Origin of the sequence: Streptomyces sp. NPDC014991 (assembly GCF_043080665.1) — a bacterium.
In the GTDB taxonomy this organism is placed as follows: domain Bacteria; phylum Actinomycetota; class Actinomycetes; order Streptomycetales; family Streptomycetaceae; genus Streptomyces.
The window spans coordinates 218274-243231 of sequence record NZ_JBIBVY010000006.1; the positions used below are offsets into that span (position 1 = coordinate 218274).

General features: G+C 72.2%; 19 protein-coding genes and 1 riboswitch. Of the genes, 17 read left to right on the forward strand and 2 right to left on the reverse strand.

Translation table 11 applies throughout. From position 1 onward, the window contains the following. Positions 1-202 precede the first annotated feature (202 nt). Positions 203-3733 carry a transcription-repair coupling factor gene (gene mfd, locus ACF1BE_RS12960; protein WP_392199054.1) on the forward strand — a complete coding sequence of 1177 codons (3531 nt, stop codon included), beginning with the start codon at positions 203-205 and terminating at the stop codon, positions 3731-3733. Positions 3734-3954: 221 nt separating this feature from the next. Next, complete coding sequence (locus ACF1BE_RS12965; RefSeq protein WP_392199139.1) at positions 3955-4632, forward strand: HNH endonuclease family protein; 678 nt, start codon at positions 3955-3957, stop codon at positions 4630-4632. Between the two features lie 49 nt (positions 4633-4681). Here ACF1BE_RS12965 and ACF1BE_RS12970 read toward each other — a convergent pair whose 3' ends face one another. After that, on the reverse strand, positions 4682-5395 hold the full coding sequence (locus tag ACF1BE_RS12970; protein ID WP_392199055.1) for a hypothetical protein: 714 nt from the start codon (positions 5393-5395) through the stop codon (positions 4682-4684). 216 nt (positions 5396-5611) lie between these two features. On the opposite strand from ACF1BE_RS12970, the gene ACF1BE_RS12975 reads away from it, so the two are divergent. The 15 genes from ACF1BE_RS12975 (at position 5612) to ACF1BE_RS13045 (ending at position 24057) form a co-directional block, all read left to right on the forward strand. After that, positions 5612-7996 (forward strand): N-6 DNA methylase, encoded by a 2385-nt coding sequence (locus ACF1BE_RS12975; RefSeq protein ID WP_392199056.1) that lies wholly within the window; start codon positions 5612-5614, stop codon positions 7994-7996. Between the two features lie 160 nt (positions 7997-8156). Continuing rightward, positions 8157-8825 (forward strand): hypothetical protein, encoded by a 669-nt coding sequence (locus tag ACF1BE_RS12980; protein ID WP_392199057.1) that lies wholly within the window; start codon positions 8157-8159, stop codon positions 8823-8825. Positions 8826-8863: 38 nt separating this feature from the next. Next, on the forward strand, positions 8864-10357 hold the full coding sequence (locus ACF1BE_RS12985) for a protein kinase (protein ID WP_392199140.1): 1494 nt from the start codon (positions 8864-8866) through the stop codon (positions 10355-10357). A gap of 127 nt (positions 10358-10484) precedes the next feature. Beyond that, the gene (locus ACF1BE_RS12990; RefSeq protein ID WP_392199058.1) at positions 10485-11312 is read left to right on the forward strand and encodes a glycoside hydrolase domain-containing protein; all 828 of its coding nucleotides are present in this window, start codon (positions 10485-10487) and stop codon (positions 11310-11312) included. A 134-nt stretch (positions 11313-11446) separates the two neighbouring features. Continuing rightward, positions 11447-12097 (forward strand): SurA N-terminal domain-containing protein, encoded by a 651-nt coding sequence (locus tag ACF1BE_RS12995; RefSeq protein WP_392199059.1) that lies wholly within the window; start codon positions 11447-11449, stop codon positions 12095-12097. A gap of 118 nt (positions 12098-12215) precedes the next feature. Next, positions 12216-13199, forward strand: coding sequence for a nucleoside triphosphate pyrophosphohydrolase (locus tag ACF1BE_RS13000; protein WP_392199060.1), 984 nt, complete (start codon positions 12216-12218; stop codon positions 13197-13199). A gap of 500 nt (positions 13200-13699) precedes the next feature. Then, positions 13700-14971, forward strand: a complete 1272-nt coding sequence (locus ACF1BE_RS13005) for a cytochrome P450 (RefSeq protein ID WP_392199061.1) — start codon at positions 13700-13702, stop codon at positions 14969-14971. Between the two features lie 163 nt (positions 14972-15134). Beyond that, positions 15135-16232 (forward strand): transglycosylase family protein, encoded by a 1098-nt coding sequence (locus ACF1BE_RS13010; protein ID WP_392199062.1) that lies wholly within the window; start codon positions 15135-15137, stop codon positions 16230-16232. A 182-nt stretch (positions 16233-16414) separates the two neighbouring features. Beyond that, positions 16415-16594, forward strand: a riboswitch (cyclic di-AMP (ydaO/yuaA leader). Positions 16595-16598: 4 nt separating this feature from the next. Further along, on the forward strand, positions 16599-17306 hold the full coding sequence (locus ACF1BE_RS13015; RefSeq protein ID WP_392199063.1) for a transglycosylase family protein: 708 nt from the start codon (positions 16599-16601) through the stop codon (positions 17304-17306). A 366-nt stretch (positions 17307-17672) separates the two neighbouring features. Further along, the gene (eno, locus tag ACF1BE_RS13020) at positions 17673-18962 is read left to right on the forward strand and encodes a phosphopyruvate hydratase (protein WP_392199064.1); all 1290 of its coding nucleotides are present in this window, start codon (positions 17673-17675) and stop codon (positions 18960-18962) included. 117 nt (positions 18963-19079) lie between these two features. Further along, entirely contained in the window at positions 19080-19556 is a 477-nt protein-coding gene (locus tag ACF1BE_RS13025; protein ID WP_392199065.1) for a septum formation initiator family protein, read from the forward strand. Positions 19557-19606: 50 nt separating this feature from the next. Next, positions 19607-20143, forward strand: coding sequence for a DUF501 domain-containing protein (locus ACF1BE_RS13030; RefSeq protein WP_392199066.1), 537 nt, complete (start codon positions 19607-19609; stop codon positions 20141-20143). Beyond that, a complete protein-coding gene (locus tag ACF1BE_RS13035; protein WP_392199067.1) occupies positions 20140-21120 on the forward strand; it encodes an exopolyphosphatase in 981 nt (326 codons plus the stop codon). Before ACF1BE_RS13030 ends, ACF1BE_RS13035 begins: the two co-directional genes overlap by 4 nt. A 602-nt stretch (positions 21121-21722) precedes the next feature. After that, entirely contained in the window at positions 21723-23102 is a 1380-nt protein-coding gene (locus ACF1BE_RS13040; RefSeq protein WP_392199068.1) for an NAD(P)/FAD-dependent oxidoreductase, read from the forward strand. Between the two features lie 187 nt (positions 23103-23289). Continuing rightward, positions 23290-24057 (forward strand): hypothetical protein, encoded by a 768-nt coding sequence (locus tag ACF1BE_RS13045; protein WP_392199069.1) that lies wholly within the window; start codon positions 23290-23292, stop codon positions 24055-24057. A 52-nt stretch (positions 24058-24109) separates the two neighbouring features. Here the strand turns inward: ACF1BE_RS13045 and ACF1BE_RS13050 are convergent, their stop codons facing one another. Beyond that, the gene (locus ACF1BE_RS13050; RefSeq protein WP_392199070.1) at positions 24110-24859 is read right to left on the reverse strand and encodes a hypothetical protein; all 750 of its coding nucleotides are present in this window, start codon (positions 24857-24859) and stop codon (positions 24110-24112) included. Positions 24860-24958 lie beyond the last annotated feature (99 nt).

Here is a 24958-nt window from a genome sequence, read left to right on the forward strand (position 1 = left end):
GGTTCCGCCGTCGCACGGGGCGCCGGCCGGCGGGGCTCGTCCACAGCGGTTGTCCACAGCCGTCGTCCACGATGGTCGTCCACAGCGGTTGTCCACAGCCCCGGCACCGCCGGGCGAGGCGTCGTACGCTGGACACCCCCGGCCGCTCCAAGCGTCGGGCTCTTCGCGTTGCCCCCCACGACCCGGACGGAAAGCCCCCTCCATGAGCCTGCACGGTCTGCTCGACGCCGTCGTCAAGGACCCCGCCCTCGCGGAAGCGATCGGCGCGGCAGCGGACGGCAACCGCACGCATGTCGACCTCGTCGGCCCCCCGGCGGCCCGCCCCTTCGCGGTCGCCGCCCTGGCCCGCGAGGCCGGCCGCCCGGTGCTGGCCGTGACGGCGACCGGCCGGGAGGCCGAGGACCTCGCGGCGGCGCTGCGTTCGCTGCTGCCCCCCGAGGGCGTCGTGGAGTACCCCTCGTGGGAGACCCTCCCGCACGAGCGTCTCAGCCCCCGCAGCGACACCGTGGGCCGCCGCCTCGCCGTCCTTCGGCGCCTCGCCCACCCCAGCACGGACGACCCCGAGACCGGCCCCGTCTCCGTCGTCGTCGCCCCCGTACGCTCCGTGCTCCAGCCGCAGGTCAAGGGCCTGGGCGACCTGGAACCGGTGTCCCTGAGGACCGGCCGGACCGCCGACCTGGACGAGATCGTCGAAGCCCTCGCAGCCGCCGCCTACGCGCGCGTGGAGCTGGTCGAGAAACGCGGCGAGTTCGCCGTCCGCGGCGGCATCCTCGACGTGTTCCCGCCCACCGAGGAACACCCCCTGCGCATCGAGTTCTGGGGCGACGACATCGAGGAGATCCGCTACTTCAAGGTCGCCGACCAGCGCTCCCTCGAAGTCGCCGGACACGGCCTGTGGGCGCCCCCGTGCCGCGAACTGCTCCTCACCGACGAGGTCCGCACGCGGGCGCGTGCCCTCGCCGAGGAACACCCCGAACTGGGCGAGCTGCTCGGCAAGATCGCCGAGGGCATCGCGGTGGAGGGCATGGAGTCCCTCGCGCCGGTCCTGGTGGACGACATGGAGCTGCTCCTCGACGTGCTGCCCAAGGGCTCGATGGCCGTCGTCTGCGACCCCGAGCGGGTCCGCACCCGCGCCGCCGACCTGGTGGCCACCTCCCAGGAGTTCCTCCAGGCGTCCTGGGCGGCCACCGCCGGCGGCGGGCAGGCCCCGATCGACGTCGGCGCCGCCTCCCTGTGGTCCATCGCCGACGTGCGCGACCGCGCGCGCGAGCTGGACATGATGTGGTGGTCGGTGTCCCCGTTCGCGGCCGACCTCGAACCGGACGCCGACACCCTCAAGCTCGGCATGCACGCCCCCGAGACCTACCGCGGCGACACCGCGCGGGCCCTCGCCGACACCAAGGGCTGGCTCGCCGACGGCTGGCGCACGGTGTTCATCACCGAGGGCCACGGCCCGGCCGCCCGCACGGTCGAGGTGCTCGGCGGCGAGGGCATCGCCGCCCGCCTGGACTCCGACCTCGGCACGCTCAGCCCCTCCGTCGTACACGTCTCCTGCGGCTCGGTCGAGTACGGCTTCGTGGACCCGGCGCTGAAACTCGCCGTGCTCACCGAGACCGACCTGTCCGGCCAGCGCACCGCGAGCCGCGACGGCGCCCGCATGCCGGCCCGCCGCCGCAAGACCATCGACCCGCTCACCCTGGAACCGGGCGACCACATCGTCCACGAACAGCACGGCGTCGGCCGCTACATCGAGATGGTGCAGCGCACCGTCCAGGGCGCCACCCGCGAGTACCTGGTCGTCGAGTACGCGCCCGCCAAACGCGGCCAGCCCGGCGACCGGCTCTACATCCCGACCGACCAGCTGGAGCAGATCACCAAGTACGTCGGCGGCGAGGCGCCCACCCTGCACCGGCTGGGCGGCGCCGACTGGACGAAGACCAAGGCGCGCGCGAAGAAGGCCGTCAAGGAGATCGCGGCCGACCTGATCAAGCTGTACAGCGCGCGCATGGCCGCCCCCGGCCACGCCTTCGGCACGGACACCCCGTGGCAGCGCGAGCTGGAGGACGCCTTCCCCTACGCGGAGACCCCCGACCAGCTCACCACCATCGCCGAGGTCAAGGAGGACATGGAGAAGTCGGTCCCCATGGACCGCCTGGTCTGCGGCGACGTCGGCTACGGCAAGACCGAGATCGCCGTACGGGCCGCCTTCAAGGCCGTACAGGACGGCAAGCAGGTAGCCGTGCTGGTGCCGACGACCCTGCTGGTGCAGCAGCACTTCGGCACGTTCTCCGAGCGGTACGGGCAGTTCCCGGTCAACGTCCGGGCGCTCTCCCGCTTCCAGAGCGACACCGAGGCCAAGGCCGTCCTGGAGGGCCTCAAGGAAGGCTCCGTCGACGTCGTCATCGGCACCCACCGCCTGTTCTCCTCCGAGACCAAGTTCAAGGACCTCGGCCTGGTCGTCGTCGACGAGGAACAGCGCTTCGGCGTCGAGCACAAGGAACAGCTGAAGAAGCTCCGCGCCAACGTCGACGTGCTGACCATGTCGGCCACGCCCATCCCGCGCACCCTGGAGATGGCCGTCACCGGCATCCGCGAGATGTCCACGATCACCACCCCGCCGGAGGAGCGCCACCCGGTGCTCACCTTCGTCGGGCCCTACGAGGAGCGGCAGATCGGCGCCGCCATCCGCCGCGAACTGCTGCGCGAGGGCCAGGTCTTCTACATCCACAACCGGGTCGAGTCCATCGACCGCGCGACGGCGAAACTGCGGGAGATCGTCCCCGAGGCCCGCATCGCCACCGCCCACGGCCAGATGTCCGAGGCGGCCCTGGAAAAGGTCGTCGTCGACTTCTGGGAGAAGCGGTTCGACGTCCTCGTCTCGACCACGATCGTCGAATCCGGCATCGACATCTCCAACGCCAACACCCTGATCGTGGAACGCGGCGACACCTTCGGTCTGTCCCAGCTGCACCAGCTGCGCGGCCGGGTCGGCCGGGGCCGCGAGCGCGGCTACGCCTACTTCCTGTACCCGCCGGAGAAGCCGCTGACGGAGACCGCCCACGAGCGGCTCGCGACGATCGCCCAGCACACGGAGATGGGCGCCGGCATGTACGTCGCGATGAAGGACCTGGAGATCCGAGGCGCCGGCAACCTGCTCGGCGGCGAACAGTCCGGGCACATCGCGGGCGTCGGCTTCGACCTGTACGTCCGCATGGTCGGCGAGGCCGTCGCCGACTACCGGCGGCAGCTGGAGACCGGCGGCACCGAGGAGGAACCGCCGCTCGAGGTCAAGATCGAGCTGCCCGTCGACGCCCACGTCCCGCACGACTACGCGCCCGGCGAGCGGCTGCGCCTCCAGGCCTACCGGGCGATCGCCTCCGCCAACAGCGAGGAGGACATCAAGGCCGTCCGCGAGGAACTCACCGACCGCTACGGCAAGCTGCCCGAGCCGGTGGAGAACCTGCTGCTGGTGGCCGCCCTGCGCATGCTCGCCCGCGCGTGCGGCGTCGGTGAGATCGTCCTCCAGGGCACCAACATCCGCTTCGCGCCGGTGGAGCTGCGCGAGTCGCAGGAACTGCGCCTCAAGCGGCTCTACCCCGGCACGGTCATCAAGCCCACCGCCCACCAGGTGCTGGTCCCGCGCCCCAAGACCGCCAAGGTGGGCGGCAAGCCGGTGATCGGCCGCGAACTGCTCGCCTGGGTCGGCGAGTTCCTCACCTCGATCCTGAGCTGACCGGCGGGGGGCGCAGGCCCGGGATCTTCCCGCACGCGCCGGCCGCCCCCCGTAAAGCCCTGCTCGCCGGGGTAACAGTCCCTTGACGCCCCATCCGACGGGCGTCGAAGGGACGTTACCGTGGGGACCGAACGATCCGCCCTTGCCCGGAGGGCGGTTCAGGGCGAGCGAGGGGGCGCAGCGTGACGCGTCTGAGGGGCGGGGTGGTCACCGCCGTGGCCATGCTGGTCGCCGTGACCGGCTGCACGGTGGAGCAGACGGAGGGGTCCTCCGGCCCGCAGCGGACCGCGGGCGGGGGACCGGCCATGGCCGCCGTCGGCTCACTGACCGTCAAGGGGCGCGCACCGAAGACGGGTTACGCCCGGGAGCGGTTCGGCACCGCCTGGGCGGACACCGACTCCAACTCCTGCGACACCCGCGACGACATACTCAGACGCGACCTGGAGAAGGTCAGGTTCACCAGCGGCGGCTGCAAGGTCTCGTACGGGCTGCTGGCGTCCGACCCCTACTCCGGCAAGGAGATCACGTACCGGCGCGGTCGCAGCCAGGTCGACATCGACCATGTCGTGGCCCTCTCGGACGCCTGGCAGAAGGGCGCCAAGTACTGGGAGCCGGGCAAGCGCATAGCCCTGGCCAACGACCCCCTCAACCTCCTCGCGGTCGACGCGAGCACCAACCGCGGCAAGGGGGACGGTGACGCGGCCACCTGGCTTCCCCCCAACAAGGCCTACCGCTGCGCCTACGTCGCCGCGCAGGTCGCCGTCAAGAAGAAGTACGGCCTGTGGGTGACCGCCGCCGAGAAGGCCGCGATGCGGAAGGTCCTTGCCACATGCCCGGACCAGAAACTGCCGACCGGCGGCAACCCCACCAGCGCACCGGAGCGCTTCCGCGCCCGCTGACCGGACCGGCGGCCGGGGCACACCAGTGGAGCCCGGCCGCCGCCGTGGATCACGCGCCGGTCTTGCCCTTCAGGGAACCCAGGACCTGGGTCGTCAGCTTCTTCGCGGTCGCGGCGCCGTTGTCACTGCCCGCCGTCGACAGCACGGTGACCACGGCGTTGCCGGAACGGGCGGCGATGAGCGTGGTGCCGTTCTCCCAGGCGCCGCTCGTCAGCGTCATGGTGTACGCCTCGTCACCGAGCCCCGTGGTGGACTTCCCGGCGAGCTTCACCTTGGCGTGTGCGTCGGTGTCCGTGAAGGAGGCGCACTCGGTGGCCACGGACCGCAGGCTCTTCATCACGGTCTTCGCCGTAGCACCCTGGAACGCGTCGACCTCCTGGGCCACTTCCTCGGTCTTGTCCTGGTTCACGTAGTCGTTCTGCGCGAAGGACACGCCGCCCTTGAAGCCGGACACCTGTATCCAGGACGTGCCCTCCAGGCGGGTGCAGTCCGGCTTCGCCGTGCTCTTGGTGGACGCGGCGATGAACTCGTCACCGCTGTCCGAGGCGCCGTCGGCCTCCGCCTTGAACCCGGCCGGGAAGGCCGACGCCGGCGCCAGCACACGCTTGAGCTGCGTACCGGTGAGCAGACCGGCGTTGGGGTTCTTCGCCTTGGCCGGCTTGGCGCTCGCGGTGTCGGAGGAGGAACCGGACGAACAGGCGGACAGGGCCAGGGGAAGTGCCGCAACCGCGAGCGTGGTGACGACACGGGACGAGAGACGCATGACAGTCCTTCAGAACGGTGGGACGGGGGCAAAGCGGGGGGTGGCGGGGGGCCGCGGAGACGTTGAGGTGACCGCTCGGCCGCGAGGCCAATAAGATCAAAGCTTGTGAACCGAGTCAACACGGTCCACAGGCATCCTTGTGTACACGTCGTGAAGCTCTGGATCATGCGTACGTCGGTATGCTCGATCACACACGGGACGAGGGGAGCGGCAGCCGTGCACGACAACGCGACAGAGGTGACCGCAGCCGGTATCGCACGGCTCGCCGGAGTGGGCCGTGCGGCGGTGAGCAACTGGCGCCGCCGGCACCCGGACTTCCCCAGGCCGGTGGGCGGCAGCGAGACCAGCCCGTCCTTCGCGCTCGCCGAGGTCGAGTCCTGGCTGCGCGCACAGGGGAAACTGGCCGAAGTGCCGCTGCGGGAGCGGGTCTGGCAGCAGCTCGCCGGCCACCCCGAGGGCCCGCTGACGGCTCTCGTGCACGCCGGCTGCGCGCTGCTGCTGATCCACGAACGCCCCACCGTCTGGCTCGACGCGAGCGCCGGTTCCGACGCGCGGCTCGCCGCGATGCTGCCCGGCGCGCTGGAGCAGGTGCTGACACCGCGCTTCGGCGGCGCGAGCGCCGGGCCGGGCGCTGCGCCGGGCGCCGGGCCGGGCGCCGAGGGTGTGAACACCGCGCCCACGCGATTCGCCGTGGACACCGCATCGACGCCCTCGCCTGTGAACACGTCACCGGCCGCGCTGCCCGTGAACAGCCAGTCAGCAGGGCCGCCTGTGAACGCCTCATCGGCGCCGCCACCCGTGAACCCCGTACCGGCGCCACCACCAGTGCACGCCTCACCAACGGTTCACAAGACAACAGCCGTTCACAGCACCTCAGCCGTTCACGGCGCGACCCCCTTCGGCCGCGCCACCCCGTCCGCCCGCGCCACCTCCGCCGTCCGCGCCCCCACCGGCCCCCAGCTCCTCCCCTCCGTCCCCCTGCTGCGCGGTGCCGCCGAGCTGGCCGCCGAGATGGGGGCGCGGCAGGCGTTCGAGTTCCTGCTGGGGCGGCACCTGGACGCCAACCCCCGCCAGTACACGCTCACCCCGGCCGAACTCGCCGGCCTCATGGCCGACCTCGCCGGCCAGGCCCGTACCGTCCTGGACCCGGCCTGCGGCACCGGCGCCCTGCTGCGCGCCGTGGACACCCGCCCCGGCCAGGAGCTGTACGCCCAGGACAGCGCCCCCGACCTCGCCGCGCTCAGCGCGCTGCGGCTCGCGCTGCACACCCGGGCCGCCGTACGTGGTGCCGCGGGCGACAGCCTGCGCGCCGACGCGCACCCGGAGCTGCGCGCGGACGCGGTCCTGTGCCATCCGCCGTTCAACGAGCGGAACTGGGGCCACGACGAACTCGCCTACGACCCCCGCTGGGAGTACGGCTTCCCGGCGCGCACCGAGTCCGAGCTGGCCTGGGTCCAGCACGCGCTGGCCAGGCTGACCGACGGCGGCACCGCCGTCCTGCTGATGCCGCCGGCCGCCGCCTCCCGCCGCTCCGGACGCCGGATCCGGGCCGACCTGCTGCGCCGGGGCGCGCTCAGGGCCGTGGTCGCGCTGCCGGTCGGTGCCGCACCGCCGTACAACATCCCGCTGCACCTGTGGGTGCTGCGCCGGCCGGACCGTACGCCGGCGGCGCCGGAGGTGCTGCTCGTGGACACCGGGAGGTTCGCCGGCGGCGGGCGCGGCGGGCCGGACTGGGCGGCGGTCCGGGAGGCCGTCCTGGACGCCTGGCGTGCGTTCGGACGGGCCGGCCGGCTGGCGGAGCGGCCGGGGCTCGCCCGTTCCGTGCCGGTGATCGCGCTCCTCGGCGACGAGGTGGACCTGGCCCCCGCCCGTCATCTGCCGCCACCGGCGGTGACCGACGGCACGGCGCAGCTCGCCGAGGTGCGCGATCGGCTCGGCGAGACCCTGCGCCTGACCGCCGGCCTCAGCCCGGCTCCGGCCGATCAGCCATCGGCCGATCAGCCATCGGCCGATCAGCCATCGGCCGATCCGGCGCCGGCCGCGCGCCGGCCGGTCACCACCATCGGCGAACTCGCGCGCGGGGGCGCGCTGGTGCTGCGCACCGGCGGGAACGGTGGCCACGCGCGCGTGCCCGTCCTCACCGACCACGACATCCTCGCCGGGACGGGCCCCTCGGGCACGCTCCCGGAGAGCGAGGAGGAGGCCGTGCTGACCGAGGCCGGTGACATCGTCGTACCGGTGCTGGGCGGGGGTGCGGTGGCGCGGGTGATCGACGAGGGGACCGCGGGCGCCGCCCTGGGGCGCAACCTCGTGCTTCTGCGCCCCGACCGCACGGCGCTCGATCCCTGGTTCCTCGCCGGCTTCCTGCGCGGTACGGCCAACAACCGCCAGGCCAGCAGCTACGCCTCCACCGCGACCCGGCTGGACGTGCGCCGGTTGCAGCTGCCCCGGCTGCCGCTGGAGGAACAGCGGCGCTACGGCGCGCGGTTCCGCGCACTCGACGAGTTCGAGCGGGCCCTGCGCCACGCGAGCCGGCTCGGGGAGCAGCTCGTGCGTGGGATGTACGACGGCCTCACCGACGGCACGGTCACGCCCGGCTGATTCCGGGCCGGGTGGCCGTCGGACAACGGTTCGGTACAACCCGGACCGCTTGTCCCTGCCGGGCCATATGCTCGAAGCGACATGCGCACGACCGGCGTCCGTCCGCCCCGCGGAGGACGCCGGCCGGGCGCGCACGCCCACTTCAGGCATCAGGAGCACCATGCAAGGCCACGGCTACGGACAGCCGGTGAAGCAGCCGCCGCACACCGCGTGGCTGGTTCTCCTGCGCGTGCTGTTCGTGGCGCTCGGGATCCTCACCATCGGCTTCCTGGCGTGGGCCATGCTGCTGAGGCTGGCGGCCGTCACCCGGCGGTCGCTGGACTGGGGGCTGTTCGTGGCCGTGCTGGCGGCCGACATCCTCGGCATCGTGCTGCTGGCGGCCGAGCCGGGCGACGACATCCACACGGCCGGCGGCTACACGGGCATCCTGTTGCTGCTCGGCGCGCTCGTGGCCACGACGGGGTACTACCTGGCCGCGGACATCCGCCACTTCCTGGTGCGGCAGCAGGCCTACCGGGCGCAGCAGCAGGCCTACCAGGCGCAGCGGCAGGCCCCGGCGTACGGGTATCCGGCCGTCGCGACGCCGTACACCGCGGCGACGGTACCGACCATGCCGGCAACGCCCACGGCCCCCGTCCACCCGGTACCCGTGCACCCGGCCGCCCCGCACAACCCGCCCGTGGTGCCGCACCCGCCCGTGCCCCGGCCGCCGCTGGCCACCCCGCCGCCGCAGCGTCCGGCGCCCGCCCGGATCGACCAGGTCCGGGCCGAGCTGGACGAGCTGAGCGACTACCTCCGCCGGCACGACGGCCAGGAGGGCGGACGGTGAGCGTGGCGACCGGGCGCGTCGTCGCGGGCCGTTACGAGCTGTCGACGCTCATCGGCCAGGGCGGCATGGGCCAGGTCTGGACGGCGTACGACCAGCGGCTGGACCGGCGCGTGGCGGTGAAGCTGCTGCGGCCCGACAAGGTGGCGGGCCAGGAGGCGGACGAGCTGCGCCGGCGCTTCCTGCGCGAGTGCCGGGTGACCGCGCAGGTGGCCCACCCCGGCCTGGTGACGGTGCACGACGCGGGCACCGAGGGCGAGGAGCTGTTCCTCGTCATGCAGTACGTCGACGGCGCCGACCTCTCCGACCACCTCGCCGAGCACGATCCGTACCCGTGGCAGTGGACGGTCGCGGTGGCCGCGCAGCTGTGCGCCGCGCTGAGCGCCGTGCACGCCGTGCCGATCGTGCACCGCGACCTCAAGCCGCGCAACGTGATGGTGCAGCAGGACGGCACGGTCACCGTCCTCGACCTGGGCGTGGCCTCGGTCATGGACACCGACACCACCCGCCTCACCCACACCGGCTCCCCGATCGGTTCACCCGCCTACATGGCGCCCGAACAGGCGATGGGCGGCGCGGTCGGGCCGTACACCGACCTGTACGCGCTGGGCGTGCTGATGCACGAACTGCTGAGCGGGGACGTGCCGTTCGCCGGCTCCACGGCGCTCGGCGTGCTGCACCGGCACCTGTACGAGCCACCGCTGCCGGTGCGCCGGATCCGCCCCGAGGTCCCCGAGACGCTGGAAGCCCTGGTGCTGCGGCTGCTCGCGAAGGACCCGCAGCACCGGCCCGCGTCCGCGCAGGAGGTGTACGAGGATCTGGCGCCGCTGCTGCCCGCGCGCGGGACGCCCACCGGGGCGCCCCTTGACCCCACCCGCCCCTTCCTGCGCCCGCACGCCCCCTGGCCGGACCGCGCGCGGACCCCCGCGCCGCAGCCCGCCCCCGTCACGCCGACGCCCACGGCGGCGGGGAAGCCCGACGTCGCCGCCGCCGTCGACGACGTCAAACGGCTGCTGGGAGAGGGCCGTATCACGCAGGCCGTCGACATCCTGGGCGCGATCCTGCCGGCCGCCGCGCAACAGCACGGCGAGCACTCCCCGGTCGTACGCACGCTGCGCAAGCAGTACGCGGCCACGCTCATGGACGACGGCCAGTACCGGCGCGCGCTGCCCGAACTGCGCCGGCTCGCCGACGAACGCGCCGCCGAGGCCGGCCAGGCCGACCCGCAGTCCCTGCGCTACCGCTACGAGGCCGCGCAGTGCCTGGAACAGCTGGGCGAACCGGCGGCGGCGCTCGCCGAGTACCGCGCGCTGCTGCCGTACTACGAGAACCAGTACGTGTCCGGGGACCCGGGGCTCGCCCACGAGGTGCGCCGGCGCATCGGCCATCTGCTGCTCGCCCTCGGCGACCGGCCGGCCGCCCACGACACGCTCGCGCGGCTGCTGATGGACGTGGAGCGGCTGCACGGCCCCGGCCACCCCACGGCCGTGGAGGTCCGGCGGACCTTGCAGTGGCTGGGGCAGGTGCGCGGGTAGATTTCGCCGTTCCCTGAGTGTTCTCGTGCACTCCGGGGACGCGGGTTTCGCGGCGGCGGACCGCCGCCGGGTACCTTGCGTTCGTTTTCTACAGGCACGCGCGCGTGCACGATCAGGGGTGGGGTTCATGGCCGGTCATCGGCAGTCCAGGAAGCGCAGGTACATCACGTGGGCGGTGGCCGGTGCGGCCGTCGTCACCGGGGCCGGGATCGCCGCCCAGGCGTCCATGGCCGCCACCACGTGGCCGGCTCAGAAGACCTTCACCGGCCGCGCCTTCGACACGTGCACCGCGCCGTCGCTGTCCGCCATGAAGGCCTGGCACACCGGCTTCTACGGCGCGGCGGCCGTCTATGTGGGCGGGAAGAACCGCGGCTGCGCCCAGCCCAACCTCACCGCCTCCTGGGTGAAGTCGGTCGACTCCCTCGGCTGGAAGCTCATACCGCTCTACGTCGGCGCACAGCCGCCGTGCCGGTCGGGTGCCGACCCCGAGAAGCTGACCGCCTCCACCGCCGCCTCGCTCGGCGCGAAGGACGCCGCCGACGCCGTGGCCAAGGCGTCCGCGCTCGGCATGAAGGCGGGCAGCGCGGTCTACCTCGACATGGAGGCGTACGACATCACGAACAAGTCGTGCAACGACGCCGTGCTGACGTATGTGCGCGCCTTCGACAAGGGCCTGCACGCCAAGACGTACCGGGCCGGCTACTACGGCTTCAGCAGCTCCAGCGCCAAGGCGATCGCCACCGCCAAGGACCGGACGGACCTGCCGGGCAACCTCTGGTACGCGCTCTGGGACAAGCAGAACACGACGACTGCGGACTGGCCGTGGGGCTCCACGCAGTTCACCCCGCACAGCCGCGCCCACCAGTACCTGGTCAACAGCAAGGAGTCGCACGGCGGCGTCACGCTGACCGTCGACCGGGACGCGTGGGACGCGCCGGTGGCCCTCGTCGGCTGACCCGGCGGCAGGCCCCGTGGCGGGCGGCGGTGCCCGAAGGGCGCGTGAATCGTTGGTCGAATGGGTTGGCCGCAGCCTGCCCACTGCCTACCATCGATCATCGCAAGTCATTGCAATCTCCCCTGGAGGTTTCCTTGCACCGCCGCCGTCGCACCGCGCTCGTCCTCACCGCCGCGATCGCCGCCGCGGCACCCCTGCTGACCGCCTGCGGAAACGACGCGCACCCGGGCGCCGCGGCCGTCGTCGGTGGCGGGCGGATCACCGTCGCCCAGCTGGAGACCCGGGTCGACGAGGTCCGCGAGGCACAACGGGCCGCGGTGGCGGACGACGCCCAGTACCAGCAGGTGGTCTCCTCCACCAGCAGCCTCACCCGGGACACCCTGCACAACATGATCCTCGACCGGGTGCTGCACCGCGCCGCCCGGGACGAGGGCGTCACGGTCACCCGCAAGGAGATCCAGCAGATGCGGGCGGGTCTGGAGCAGCAGACCGGCGGCGCCAAGGGCCTGGAGACGGCGTGGCTCCAGAAGTACGGCATCGCTCCGGAGCGACTCGACGACAACCTGCGCCTCCAGCTGGAGGCGCAGAAGCTCGCCGCGAAGCTGGGCACCGACACCAGCCGGCCGGCGTTCTGGAAGGCCCTGTCCGCGGCGTCCCGGGAACTGCGCGTCGACCTCAACCCGCGCTACGGCTCCTGGGACGTGCAGAAGAGCAGCCGCGTGGACGCCCGGACGCCGTGGGTACGGGAGGTCACGACGGCGGACGGACAGCCGGGCACGGCATAGGCCGGCCACGGGGCACAGGCGGACCACGACACAGGCCGGCCGGTCATACGATCACAGGACTCCTTGGCCCTGTGGACAACGCAATCCGTTCGCTCACGCCGTGGGTTACGTTCGGATCGTGAACGAAACCAGCCGCGAGACCGCTGCCGCCCCCGGCCGTGTCGTCCTGCTCACCACCAGCCACCGTGTCGCTCCCGGCCTGCTGTCCTGGCCCGCCTGGCAGGCCCTGCGCGCCGCCGACGCCGTGCTGTGCGCGGACGGCGCGCATCCGCAGCTGCCGTATCTGCGGGAGGCGGGGATAACGGTGGCGCAGACGTCGCCCACCGCGCGGGAGCTGGTCGACGCCTGCGCCGGCGGGCGGACGGTGGTGGTCGTGGCCACCGGTGAGGGCGAGCCCGCCCTCACCGACGGCCTGGCCCGGCTGGCCGGCACCGGCCGGACCGCCATGCCGGACCTGGAGCTGCTGCCCGCCTCCTACGACCTGCCCGGCGCCCGCCTCCTGGACCTCGTGCAGGTCATGGACCGCATCCGCGCGGAGTGCCCGTGGTCCTCCCGGCAGACGCACGAGGGCCTGGCGAAGTACGGCATAGAGGAGGCGTACGAACTGGTCGAGGCGATCGAGGCCGGCGACCGCGAGGAGCTGCGCGAAGAGCTGGGCGACGTCCTCCTCCAGGTCGTCTTCCACTCCCGGATCGCCGAGGAGCACCCGGACGCGCCGTTCTCCGTCGACGACGTCGCCGGCGGCATCGTCGCCAAGCTCGTCCACCGGCACCCGCACGTCTTCGGCGACGAGTCGGCCGAGACCCCGGAGGACGTCAAGGAGCACTGGCTGCGCACCAAGGCGGAGGAGAAGCGGCGCACCTCGGTCACGGACGGCGTACCCCTCGGCCAGCCCGGCCTGGCCCTCGCCGCGAAGCTCGCCTCCCGCACCCGCACGGCGGACCTGGACGTACCGCTGCCGCGGGGCGAGGGCATCGGGTACGAACTGCTGGCGCTGGCGGTCCGCGCCGAGGCGGCCGGCATCGACCCCGAGGCGGCGCTGCGGGCGGCGGCGCGGGCGTACCGGGACGCGATACGGACCGCTGAGGGCCTGCCCGCCTAGCGCGGTTGCCCGACGGACGGGGCGAGGCGTGCCGACCGGAGCGGCAAGGACGTCGGAGGAGCCGAGGGCCGCGCTGCCGCGCGCGAGCGACGGCTTCCCGGGCACGGCACAGCAGCCTCCGGACGTGCGCCGTCCGTGACGGCGTCGGCCCGGAGGCGTCGGCCCGGAGGCGTCGGCCCGGAGGCGTCGGCCCGGTACGAGGAGGCACTGGCGTGGTGGCGGGCGGGGCACGAGTCCGGAGCCGCGCACGCCGCGCGGCACCTGGTCCGGCTGCTACGCCGGCAGGGCCGGAAGCCGGGCAGCCGGAACGCGAACGGGCCTCCCGGAACCCGGGAACGGAACGCCCGGAAGCTGGAGCGGGAGCCGGAAGCCGGAACCCGGAGACGGGGAACGGGGGCGCAAGGCAGCCGCACCGCGGATGCCGAGGGCCGACCATTGCTGCAAGCGCTTGCGCCGTCACCCCGCCGCGCGCGCCCCGGCGAGCCGGATACCGTCGGGGAGTGACCGACCAGCTCCGCCCCGACGGCCCGGCGCCCGCCCTCTTCACGTGGGAGTTCGCCACCGACCCCTACCCCGCCTACGCCTGGCTGCGCGAGCACGCCCCCGTGCACCGCACACGGTTGCCGAGCGGGGTCGAGGCCTGGCTCGTCACCCGGTACGCCGACGCCCGGCAGGCCCTGGCGGACCAGCGGCTGAGCAAGAACCCGGCGCATCACGACGAGCCCGCGCACGCCAGGGGCAAGACCGGCATCCCGGGCGAGCGCAAGGCCGAACTGATGACGCACCTGCTGAACATCGACCCGCCGGACCACACCCGGCTGCGCAGACTGGTCAGCAAGGCGTTCACACCGCGCCGGGTCGCCGAGTTCACGCCCCGGGTGCAGGAGCTGACCGACGACCTCATCGACCGGTTCGCGACGACGGGATCGGCCGACCTCATCCACGACTTCGCCTTCCCGCTGCCCATCTACGCCATCTGTGACCTGCTCGGCGTCCCGCGCGAGGACCAGGACGACTTCCGGGACTGGGCGGGCATGATGATCCGCCACGGCGGCGGGCCCCGGGGCGGGGTCGCCCGGTCGGTGAAGAAGATGCGCGGTTATCTCGCCGAGCTGATCCACCGCAAACGCGCGGCGCTGCCCGCCGAACCGGCGCCCGGCGAGGACCTGATCTCCGGCCTGATCCGTGCCTCCGACCACGGCGAGCACCTCACCGAGAACGAGGCCGCCGCGATGGCCTTCATCCTGCTGTTCGCCGGCTTCGAGACGACGGTCAACCTCATCGGCAACGGCACCTACGCCCTGCTCACCCACCCCGAGCAGCGCCGGCGGCTCCAGGAGTCCCTGGTGCGCGGGGAACGGGACCTGCTGGAGACCGGCGTGGAGGAACTGCTCCGCTACGACGGGCCGGTGGAGCTGGCCACCTGGCGGTTCGCCACCGAGCCGCTCACCATCGGCGGGCAGGACGTCGCGCCGGGCGATCCGGTGCTCGTGGTCCTGGCCGCGGCCGACCGGGACCCGGAGCGGTTCGCCGGTCCGGACGTGCTCGACCTCGCCCGCCGCGACAACCAGCACCTCGGCTACGGCCACGGCATCCACTACTGCCTCGGCGCGCCGCTCGCCCGGCTGGAGGGCCAGACGGCGCTCGCCACCCTGCTCACCCGCCTGCCCGACCTGCGGCTCGCCACGGACCCGGCCGAGCTGCGCTGGCGCGGCGGGCTCATCATGCGCGGCCTGCGCACCCTGCCGGTGGAGTTCACGCCCACCGCGTGAGGGCCACGGCTGCACGGGAAATGACAGACGTTCAACTTTGTGATCTTCACGTGATCTGTGCGGCATTAACTTGTGACAAGTGATCGTCTGCCGATACGTTCACCCCTCAGTGCGGCGGGCACCGTTCGCCGTGCCGTCCTGCTGTCGCTCGAAAGGCTCCTGCATGCTCTCCGGGAACGGCCGACACCGTCGCCCCCGTCAGGCTCCGGCCCTCCTCGTCGCGGCCGGCGTGACCGGTTCCGCCATCGCCATTCCGCTCCTCGGTGCCGCGAGCGCCAACGCGGCCGACGGCACCACATGGGACAAGGTGGCCGAATGCGAGAGCGGCGGCTCCTGGAGCGCGGACACCGGCAACGGGTACTTCGGCGGCCTCCAGATCTCACAGGACGACTGGGCCAGGTACGGCGGCACCCAGTACGCGGCCAGTGCCGACCAGGCCAGCCGCTCCCAGCAGATCGCCGTCGCCGAGAAGATCCTCGCCGGCAAGGGCACCACTCCGTGGGCCACCTGTGCCCTGCTGTCCGGGCTGACCTCGGACTCGGGCTCGGTGGACGTCGACACGGGCGTCGGCGGCTCGGGCGGTTCCGGTGGCACCGGTGGCACCGGTGGCACCGGTGACACCGAGGGCTCCTCCGGCACGTCGGACTCCACCGGTTCCTCCGGGTCGGCCGGCACATCCGACAGTTCCGGCACGTCCGGTTCGCCGGATTCGCCGTCGTCCACCGGTGCCGGCTCGGACGCCAACTCCGGCTCCGGCGCCGGTTCCTCCTCGGACACGGCCACCAAGCCGGCCACGAAGCCGGGCAAGGGCACCGGCAAGAGCACCGGTTCCACCGGGACCGATGCCCCCGAGTCCGACAAGTCCGCCCCTTCGGGCACCGGGGCCCCGCAGGGGACCGACAGCTCACCCACGGCCGGCCCCGATGCCGGCAAAGCGGACAATCCCCAGCAGGCCGCCGGTTCTTGGAGCCTGGTCGACACCGGCAGCCTCGGCACGGGCGGACGTCATCGCGGCGCGAACGCGGACGAAAGCGTGACAAACGGCCAAAGTCCCGCACTGTCGGGCCGGCATGCCTCCCGGGAGTCGGACGCCTACACCGTCCGCGCGGGTGACACCCTCGCCTCCATCGCCGACTCCCTTGATGTCGACGGAGGATGGCGCGCGCTCTACGCGGGCAACAAGAAGGCCATCGGCGACGACCCGAACCACATCAGCGCCGGTCAGACCCTCGAAGTCGGGGACGAAACGGGCACCGAATAGCGGAAGTTGACGCCTCATTTACCACCTGATGTCCGTTTTGGTGAAAGTGTGGGATGAGTCTCAGAAGCCCTGATCGTCTTTGAAATTCAGGCGATCACGTGTCTACGGTCGAGATCGCTCGTCACCACGAGCCCCGGCAGTCGCAACGCCGAATCCTGCCAGCGGTTGCCCGGGAACAGTCGTCGCGTCAAGCGCCGCAGGCAGGAGCGGGGGACCCAAGGTAAGTGCCGGGACCAGCAGTTGAAGAGGCTGGCACCGGCTGGGGGTGAAGCCGCGCCTCGCGTGACAGCGAGAGGTGCGGCCGGGCAACTCAACCGGCCCGAACCCGACAGCTCACCTCGCAGGCGTCGGTGAGGGGATAGATCCATGCTGTTTTCCGCCAAGGGCAAGCACCGTCGTCCGTCCAAGGCCGTTCGCGCCATCACGCTCGCCGGCGTCACCGGCGCCGCCGTCGCCGCCCCGCTGATGGCGACCGGCACCGCCTCCGCCGCCACCGCCTCCGAGTGGGACGCCGTCGCCCAGTGCGAGTCCGGCGGCAACTGGGCCATCAACACCGGCAACGGCTACTACGGCGGCCTTCAGTTCTCCGCCTCCACCTGGGCCGCGTACGGCGGCACGCAGTACGCCGCCACCGCCGACAAGGCCGGCAAGGCGCAGCAGATCGCCGTCGCCGAGAAGGTCCTGGCCGCGCAGGGCAAGGGCGCCTGGCCGGTCTGCGGCACGGGCCTGTCGGGCGCGTCCTCCAGCGGCTCCGCCCCGACCACCACGTCGGACTCGGCCGGTACGACCACCCGCTCCGCCGACCAGCAGGCCGCCTCCCGCTCCGCCGAGCGCCCGGCCGCGTCCGCGAGCCAGAGCCCGAGCCAGAACAAGAGCAAGACCGTCACCACCCCGACCGGCAAGAAGGTCAAGAAGGGCGACGGCGAGTACAAGGTCGTCACCGGCGACACCCTCAGCTCCATCGCCACCGCGCAGCACGTACAGGGTGGCTGGGAGAAGCTGTTCGAGCTGAACAAGGACATCGTGGAGCACGCCGACCTCATCTACCCGGGTCAGCAGCTGCACCTGAAGTGACACCCGGCTCCGCACGGAGCCACGGCCCCCTCACCTCCCCGCCCCGCATACCGAGGGCCTCGTGAGGGGGTCTCCCCGTCCCCACGGGCCCCCCGTCCCGGCGCGTGTTCCCCCGTACGCGCCGTGGCGGGGCTTTTTGCTGCCGGGCCCCCGCCGTCGCTCCCCGCCGCCCGTCCCCTCCCTCTTCTCCGGGTCTCTTTTCCCGATCCCTTTGTTTCGGCAAGGAACAAAAGGTACCGTCGCCTTGTCCACGGGACGGTCGGTCAGTGGCCGACGCCCCCGGGACGGTTAGGCTCTAGTCGCAAGGCACAGCCGTAAGGCCCACAGCCCCGCACTTCCAGCGTCACATCCAAGAAGGAGATGCTCGTGCCGTCCATCGACGTCGTCGTAGCCCGGGAAATCCTGGACTCCCGAGGCAACCCCACGGTCGAGGTCGAGGTCGGCCTCGACGACGGCAGCACGGGTCGTGCCGCCGTTCCGTCCGGCGCCTCGACCGGCGCCTTCGAGGCCATCGAGCTGCGCGACGGTGACCCCAACCGCTACCAGGGCAAGGGCGTCGAGAAGGCCGTCCTCGCCGTGATCGAGCAGATCGGCCCGGAGCTGGTCGGCTACGACGCCACCGAGCAGCGCCTGATCGACCAGGCCATGTTCGACCTGGACGCCACCGACAACAAGGGCTCCCTCGGCGCCAACGCCATCCTCGGCGTCTCGCTCGCCGTCGCCCACGCCGCCTCCGAGGCCAGCGACCTGCCGCTCTTCCGCTACCTGGGCGGCCCGAACGCGCACCTGCTGCCGGTGCCGATGATGAACATCCTGAACGGCGGCTCGCACGCCGACTCCAACGTGGACATCCAGGAGTTCATGATCGCCCCGATCGGCGCGGAGTCCTTCTCCGAGGCGCTGCGCTGGGGCACCGAGGTCTACCACACGCTGAAGAAGGTCCTGAAGAGCAAGGGCCTGTCCACCGGTCTCGGCGACGAGGGCGGCTTCGCCCCGAACCTCGGCTCCAACCGCGAGGCCCTCGACCTCATCCTCGAGGCGATCAAGGAGGCCGGTTACACCCCCGGCGAGCAGATCGCCCTGGCCCTCGACGTCGCCGCCTCCGAGTTCTACAAGGACGGCTCCTACGCCTTCGAGGGCAAGACCCGCTCCGCCCAGGAGATGACCGAGTACTACGCCGAGCTGGTCGAGGCGTACCCGCTGGTCTCCATCGAGGACCCGCTGTTCGAGGACGACTGGGAGGGCTGGAAGACCATCACCGCCCAGCTCGGCGACAAGGTCCAGCTCGTCGGCGACGACCTGTTCGTCACCAACCCCGAGCGCCTCGCCCGGGGCATCGAGGACGGCGCCGCCAACGCCCTGCTGGTCAAGGTGAACCAGATCGGCTCGCTGACCGAGACCCTCGACGCCGTCGAACTGGCCCAGCGCAGCGGCTACAAGTGCATGATGTCCCACCGCTCCGGCGAGACCGAGGACGTCACCATCGCCGACCTGGCCGTCGCCACCAACTGCGGCCAGATCAAGACCGGCGCCCCGGCCCGCTCCGAGCGCGTCGCCAAGTACAACCAGCTGCTGCGCATCGAGGAGATCCTCGACGACGCCGCGGTGTACGCGGGCCGCTCGGCCTTCCCCCGGTTCCGCTCCGCGAACCAGTAGGCACGGCGAGGGCCGAGCCTGCCCCGGCCAGGTCCTAGCCAGTCGTACGTACGTCCCCGTACCCGGTCCCGTACCGTGTCCGGGGACGTACGCGCGTGTGACGGGAGGCGGGAAACAATGGCCGTGAAGGACCGTGACCGGTTCTCCACCGCGACCAGGCTGCGGCTGCTCGGCGAGCAGACGGCGGCCCGGGTCTACCGTTCCCAGACGAAACGGCAGGCCCGCCGCTCCCGGCTCACCGGACGCGCGGCCCTGCTGGCGCTCGTGCTGTGCTCGCTGGTCGTCGCCCTCGCCTATCCGATGCGGCAGTACGTCTCCCAGCGCGCGGAGATCGACGACGTCCAGCGGCGGCAGCAGCAGGCCCGCGAGCGCGTCGAACAGCTGCGCGACCTCAAGGCCCGCTGGCAGGACGACGCCTACGCCGAGCAGCAGATCCGCCGCCGGCTGCACTATGTGATGCCCGGCGAGACCGGGTACGTCGTCATCGACCCGGGCGCGGCCAAGCAGTCCCGCGCCGACCTTAGGGCCGCCCACCGGCCCTGGTACGCGAACGTCTGGGACGGGGTCGACAAGTCCGACGCCTCCGACCAGTGAGCCGGCGTCAAGACCGGCACATCGACGAGAAAGCCACCCTGAAAGCAGTCATGGAAACCCCTCCGCCGCCCACTCCGCGCACCGAGCCCACCGACGCGGACGTCGAGGCCTTCAAGCAGCAGCTGGGCCGCCCCCCGCGGGGCCTGAGGGCCATCGCGCACCGCTGCCCCTGCGGACAGCCGGACGTCGTGGAGACGGCACCGCGCCTGCCCGACGGCACCCCCTTCCCGACGCTGTACTACCTGACGTGCCCGAAGGCGTCCTCCGTCATCGGCACGCTGGAGGCGAACGGCGTCATGAAGGAGATGACGGAGCGGCTCCAGCGCGACCCCGAACTGGCCGCCGCCTACCGGGCCGCGCACGAGGACTACATCCGGCGCCGGGACGAGATCGAGATCCTCCAGGGCTTCCCGAGCGCGGGCGGCATGCCGGACCGGGTCAAGTGCCTGCACGTGCTCGTCGCCCACTCCCTGGCCGCCGGCCCGGGCGTGAACCCGCTGGGCGACGAGGCCCTGGCGATGCTGCCGGAGTGGTGGCGCAAGGGCGCCTGCGTGACGCTCGACGACACCGAGGGGGACGAGAAGTGACCCGCGTCGCCGCCATCGACTGCGGCACCAACTCCATCCGTCTGCTGGTCGCCGACGCCACCGGGGCCACCGACGGCGCCCTCGGCGCGGCCCCGGCGGCCGAACTGGTCGAACTGGACCGCCGTATGACGATCGTGCGGCTCGGCCAGGGGGTCGACCGCACCGGCCGGCTCGCCCCCGAGGCGCTGGAGCGCACCTTCGCCGCCTGCCGCGAGTACGCGGACGTCATCAAGGAGCACGGGGCCGAGCGCGTCCGCTTCGTCGCCACCTCCGCCTCCCGGGACGCCGAGAACCGGGCGGACTTCGTCCGGGGTGTCGTGGACATCCTCGGGGTCGAGCCGGAGGTCATCACCGGCGCCCAGGAGGCCGAGTTCTCCTTCACGGGAGCGACGAGGGAACTGCGGGGCCGCGACGACCTGGCCCGGCCCTACCTGGTGGTGGACATCGGCGGCGGTTCCACCGAGTTCGTCGTCGGCGACGACCGGGTACGCGCGGCGCGGTCCGTGGACGTGGGCTGCGTGCGGATGACCGAGCGCCACCTGGTGCACGACGGCCAGGTCGCCGACCCGCCCACCGAGCGGCAGATCGCCGCCATGAGGGCCGACATCGAGGCCGCCCTGGACCTCGCGGAGCGGACGGTCCCGCTGCGCGAGGCGCGCACCCTGGTGGGCCTGGCCGGATCCGTCACGACGGTGTCCGCGATCGCCCAGGAGCTGCCCGCGTACGACTCCGCGCGCATCCACCACTCCCGGGTCTCCCACGACCGCGTCCGCGAGATCACCGAGTGGCTGCTGCACGCCACGCACGCCGAGCGCGCCGCGATCCCGTCCATGCACCCGGGCCGGGTCGACGTCATCGGCGCGGGCGCCCTCGTCCTGCTCGCGATCATGGAGCGGATCGGCGCCGAGGAGGTCGTGGTGAGTGAGCACGACATCCTCGACGGCATCGCTCATTACGCGGCGGACGAGGCGCGTTGAGGTCGGTGCCCGTCGGTACGGGGCATCTCCGAGCGCGGTCGGTGCGGTCAGGAGCGCACGGCAGCGCTTCGAAGTCCGAGACCGGAACCACGGCTGCCACCGGAGCGAGTCGCGTTCGTGGGCGGTCCTCGACGGGCACCGCGTGGTCGGTGGCGTAGCTCTCTTTTATTACCGAACGGTAGCCATCTGCTGAGCAGGCTGGATAACGTTTGAGCGGCTTCGGGGGCCCCGCGGGGGGCCCTCTGTCGTAGGTGCGCGAGAAGGTTCGTGAAGTTCTTCACAAGGAAATCCCTCACGTCGGATCCCCGACAGGGGTCCATAGGCCCTTCCGGGGCCCCAAAGGTCGTTTGAACATGTTCAGATGAGAGGCGTGAGGGTGCCCCTGAGGGATGCGTCCCGGGGGTGTCACGCGGCCCTCACGGCCGCCGCGTCGCCCCGGAGAGGCAGCTCACGCGGCATTGACAACGGCGCCGGCCGTTCCTCGGTTCCCCCGTACCCGCATGACCTGCGTCACGCGGGCCGCGGAGTTTAACACAGGCCCCGTCGGAGCTTGTGAAGGGGCGCACGAGCGACCCCCCGGCAGCGGGTGGATACTCGATGGCATGAGCACCACGGAGCGTCCCAGGATCCTCGTAGTAGGCGGTGGGTACGTAGGCCTGTACGCAGCTCGGCGCATCCTCAAGAAGATGCGCTACGGCGAGGCGACCGTCACGGTCGTCGACCCCCGGTCGTACATGACCTACCAGCCCTTCCTCCCCGAAGCCGCCGCCGGCAGCATCTCCCCTCGGCACGTCGTCGTCCCGCTGCGACGCGTGCTGCCGAAGGCGGAGGTCCTCACCGGCCGGGTCACCACCATCGACCAGGACCGCAAGGTCGCCACGATCGCCCCGCTCGTGGGCGAGGCGTACGAGCTGCCGTTCGACTACCTGGTCATCGCGATGGGCGCGGTCTCCCGCACCTTCCCGATCCCCGGCCTCGCCGAGCAGGGCATCGGCATGAAGGGCATCGAGGAATCCATCGGCCTGCGCAACCACGTCCTGGAGCAGCTGGACAAGGCCGACTCGACCGACGACGAGGAGATCCGCCGCAAGGCGCTCACCTTCGTCTTCATCGGCGGCGGCTTCGCGGGCGCGGAGACCATCGGCGAGGTCGAGGACATGGCCCGGGACGCGGCCAAGTACTACAAGAACGTGTCGCGCGAGGACATGCGCTTCGTCCTCGTCGACGCCGCCGACAAGATCCTCCCCGAGGTCGGCCCCAAGCTCGGCCAGTACGGCAAGGAGCACCTGGAGAGCCGCGGCGTGGAGATCTACCTCTCCACCTCGATGGACTCCTGCGTCGACGGCCACGTGGTGCTGAAGAACGGCCTCGAGGTCGACTCCAACACCATCGTCTGGACCGCCGGCGTCAAGCCGAACCCGGCCCTCGCCCGCTTCGGCCTGCCCCTCGGCCCCCGCGGCCACGTCGACTGCGAGCCCACGCTCCAGGTCAAGGGCACGAACTACATCTGGGCCGCCGGTGACAACGCCCAGGTCCCGGACCTCGTCGGCCGCAAGGCGGGCAACGAGAACGCCTGGTGCCCGCCGAACGCCCAGCACGCGCTGCGCCAGGCCCGCGTCCTCGGTGACAACGTGATCTCCGGTATGCGGGGCTTCCCGCAGAAGGAGTACGAGCACGCCAACAAGGGTGCGGTCGCCGGTCTCGGCCTGCACAAGGGCGTGGCGATGATCGTCATGGGCAAGATGAAGATCAAGCTCAAGGGCCGCCTCGCCTGGTACATGCACCGTGGCTACCACGGTCTGGCGATGCCGACCTGGAACCGCAAGATCCGCGTCTTCGCCGACTGGACCCTCGGCATGTTCCTCAAGCGCGAGGTCGTCTCCCTGGGCGCCATGGAGAACCCGCGCGAGGAGTTCTACGAGGCCGCCAAGCCGGCGCCGGTCGCCGCCGCCAAGACCGAGGAGAAGGCCAAGGCCTCCTGACCTCGGGATCACCCCGTACAGCCCGAAGGGGCCGCCTGCCATCCGTGGTGCGGGCGGCCCCTTCGGCGTGCCCGGGCGGATCCTTCGGGTCTGGGCGGGCGGCCGGGCAGACGGTTTTCCCCGTCAGTCAGGTGATCTCCGCGCTCACCACCATGTCGGCGGGGGCACCGGGTGGTACACGACGCAGGTGAGCATCCAACCGCCTCCGGGCCCGCCCCCCGGCCCGCCCTCCGGCCCCCTGGGCCCGCCCACCGTCACCCTGCCGCCGCCGCGGCGCCCCTGGTGGCGCAGGTCCGGCGTGCTGGTCGGCGCGGCGGTGGCGGTCGTCGTCGCCGCGGTGGCCGCGCTGGTGCTGACGCGTCACGGCGACAGGGGCACGCCGTCCGCCACCACCCCCGCTCAGGCCCGGGACATCACCCGCCGGGTGACGCTGGCGCCGGCGGACTGGGGGCCCGACGCCGTCCGGGACGATCCCTACGAGGACGACGACAAGGTGGTACTCGTCGCCGACGACAGCTGCAAGGTGGTGCGGCAGCCCGGGGTCAACATGCTGGGCTACCTGGACCGCAACGTCCGCAAGAAGGACCTGACGGAATACGCCACGTCGACGGTCATGGTCTACCGCAACGCCGGCTTCGCGCAGGCCGATGCCGCCCGGTTCCGGGCGGACGCGCAGCGGTGCGGGAGGGAGGCGGACACCGGGAGCAAGGCGCGCTGGGAGGACATCCACGAGGTGGACATCTCGACGGTGAAGGGCTTCGACGACGCGGTGTCGGCCGAGGAGGGCCACCTGACCGTCGACAGGGACGGGCGGAAGGCGGACTGGTACTACACGACCGCGACCGGCCGCACCGGACAGTTCCTGCTCCAGGTGACCATCCTGCGTGACGCCTCCCCGGGCCAGAACCGCGAGGAGGCGCTGAACGCCCTGTCCGTCATGCGCGGCCGCCTGTGACAGCCGCCGGGGCCCGGTCCGCCGTCGGACCGGGCCCCGGGACGCTGTGCGGTCAGGTGTACTGGGTGTCGTCGCCGGACGGTGCCATGCCGCCATCCGAGGGCGCCGTGCCGTCGCCGGGCGACGCCGTGTCGCCACCCGAGGGCGCCGTGCCGTCGCCGGACAGCCGCACGCTGTCCATGAGCTGGTTGTAGTCGGCCTGCATGGCGTCCACCTTGTCCTGGGTGCCCAACACGTACAGCTCGAGCAGATGGCCCTTTACGACCGTGTAGGTGACGTGGCCGAGGGTGCCGTCGGCGGCGGTGAGGTCCGCGTCCAGGGTGGGGCTCCCGTCGTCCGTGGTGCCCTCCTGGACGTTGTCACTGTGAAGGACGTCGTCGGGGGACCGGGAGTCCTGGTTGTAGGCGTCCAGGTTCTCCTTCAGGGTGCCCGGGAGGTCGAAGTCGTCCCCGTCGAAGACGGAGAAGCCGATGGCTCCGTAGGCGGTCTGCACCTGGTGTGCGCGCCCGTCCTCGTCGGCGAGCCGCTGGGTATCCGGCTCCCCGGGCAGCTGGGCGGATATCCCGCTCTCCTCGTCGGTGGTCTCGGTCCACCGGCCCACCGAGCCGGTGCCGCCGGCGTCGACGCTGCCGGCACCGGCACCGGCACCGGCACCGGCACCGGAGCCGTCCATGGCGAAGGCGGTGGTGTGCGGAGCCGGCGGCGCGGCGAAGGCGCTGGTGGGCAGCAGTGCGACTCCGGTGATCACCGTGGTGGAGGCGGCGAGCAGGGCGAGGCGCTGGTACGTGGAGGAACGGGTCATGAGGCTGCACTTCCTGTTCTGCGGGGATGGGTGGGGGCCGTGCATCCATTAGGGCGCACCCCGCGCACCCGGGTCATGCCGGGGAAATTCGGGGCTTGA

Bases quoted from the DNA above. Each gene is read 5' to 3' on its own strand.
- mfd (WP_392199054.1), top strand. From the start codon at position 203: ATGAGCCTGCACGGTCTGCTCGACGCCGTCGTCAAGGACCCCGCCCTC.
- ACF1BE_RS12965 (WP_392199139.1), top strand. From the start codon at position 3,955: ATGCTGGTCGCCGTGACCGGCTGCACGGTGGAGCAGACGGAGGGGTCC.
- ACF1BE_RS12970 (WP_392199055.1), bottom strand. From the start codon at position 5,395: ATGCGTCTCTCGTCCCGTGTCGTCACCACGCTCGCGGTTGCGGCACTT.
- ACF1BE_RS12980 (WP_392199057.1), top strand. From the start codon at position 8,157: ATGCAAGGCCACGGCTACGGACAGCCGGTGAAGCAGCCGCCGCACACC.
- ACF1BE_RS12990 (WP_392199058.1), top strand. From the start codon at position 10,485: ATGGCCGGTCATCGGCAGTCCAGGAAGCGCAGGTACATCACGTGGGCG.
- ACF1BE_RS13010 (WP_392199062.1), top strand. From the start codon at position 15,135: ATGCTCTCCGGGAACGGCCGACACCGTCGCCCCCGTCAGGCTCCGGCC.
- ACF1BE_RS13015 (WP_392199063.1), top strand. From the start codon at position 16,599: ATGCTGTTTTCCGCCAAGGGCAAGCACCGTCGTCCGTCCAAGGCCGTT.
- ACF1BE_RS13025 (WP_392199065.1), top strand. From the start codon at position 19,080: ATGGCCGTGAAGGACCGTGACCGGTTCTCCACCGCGACCAGGCTGCGG.
- ACF1BE_RS13030 (WP_392199066.1), top strand. From the start codon at position 19,607: ATGGAAACCCCTCCGCCGCCCACTCCGCGCACCGAGCCCACCGACGCG.
- ACF1BE_RS13040 (WP_392199068.1), top strand. From the start codon at position 21,723: ATGAGCACCACGGAGCGTCCCAGGATCCTCGTAGTAGGCGGTGGGTAC.
- ACF1BE_RS13050 (WP_392199070.1), bottom strand. From the start codon at position 24,859: ATGACCCGTTCCTCCACGTACCAGCGCCTCGCCCTGCTCGCCGCCTCC.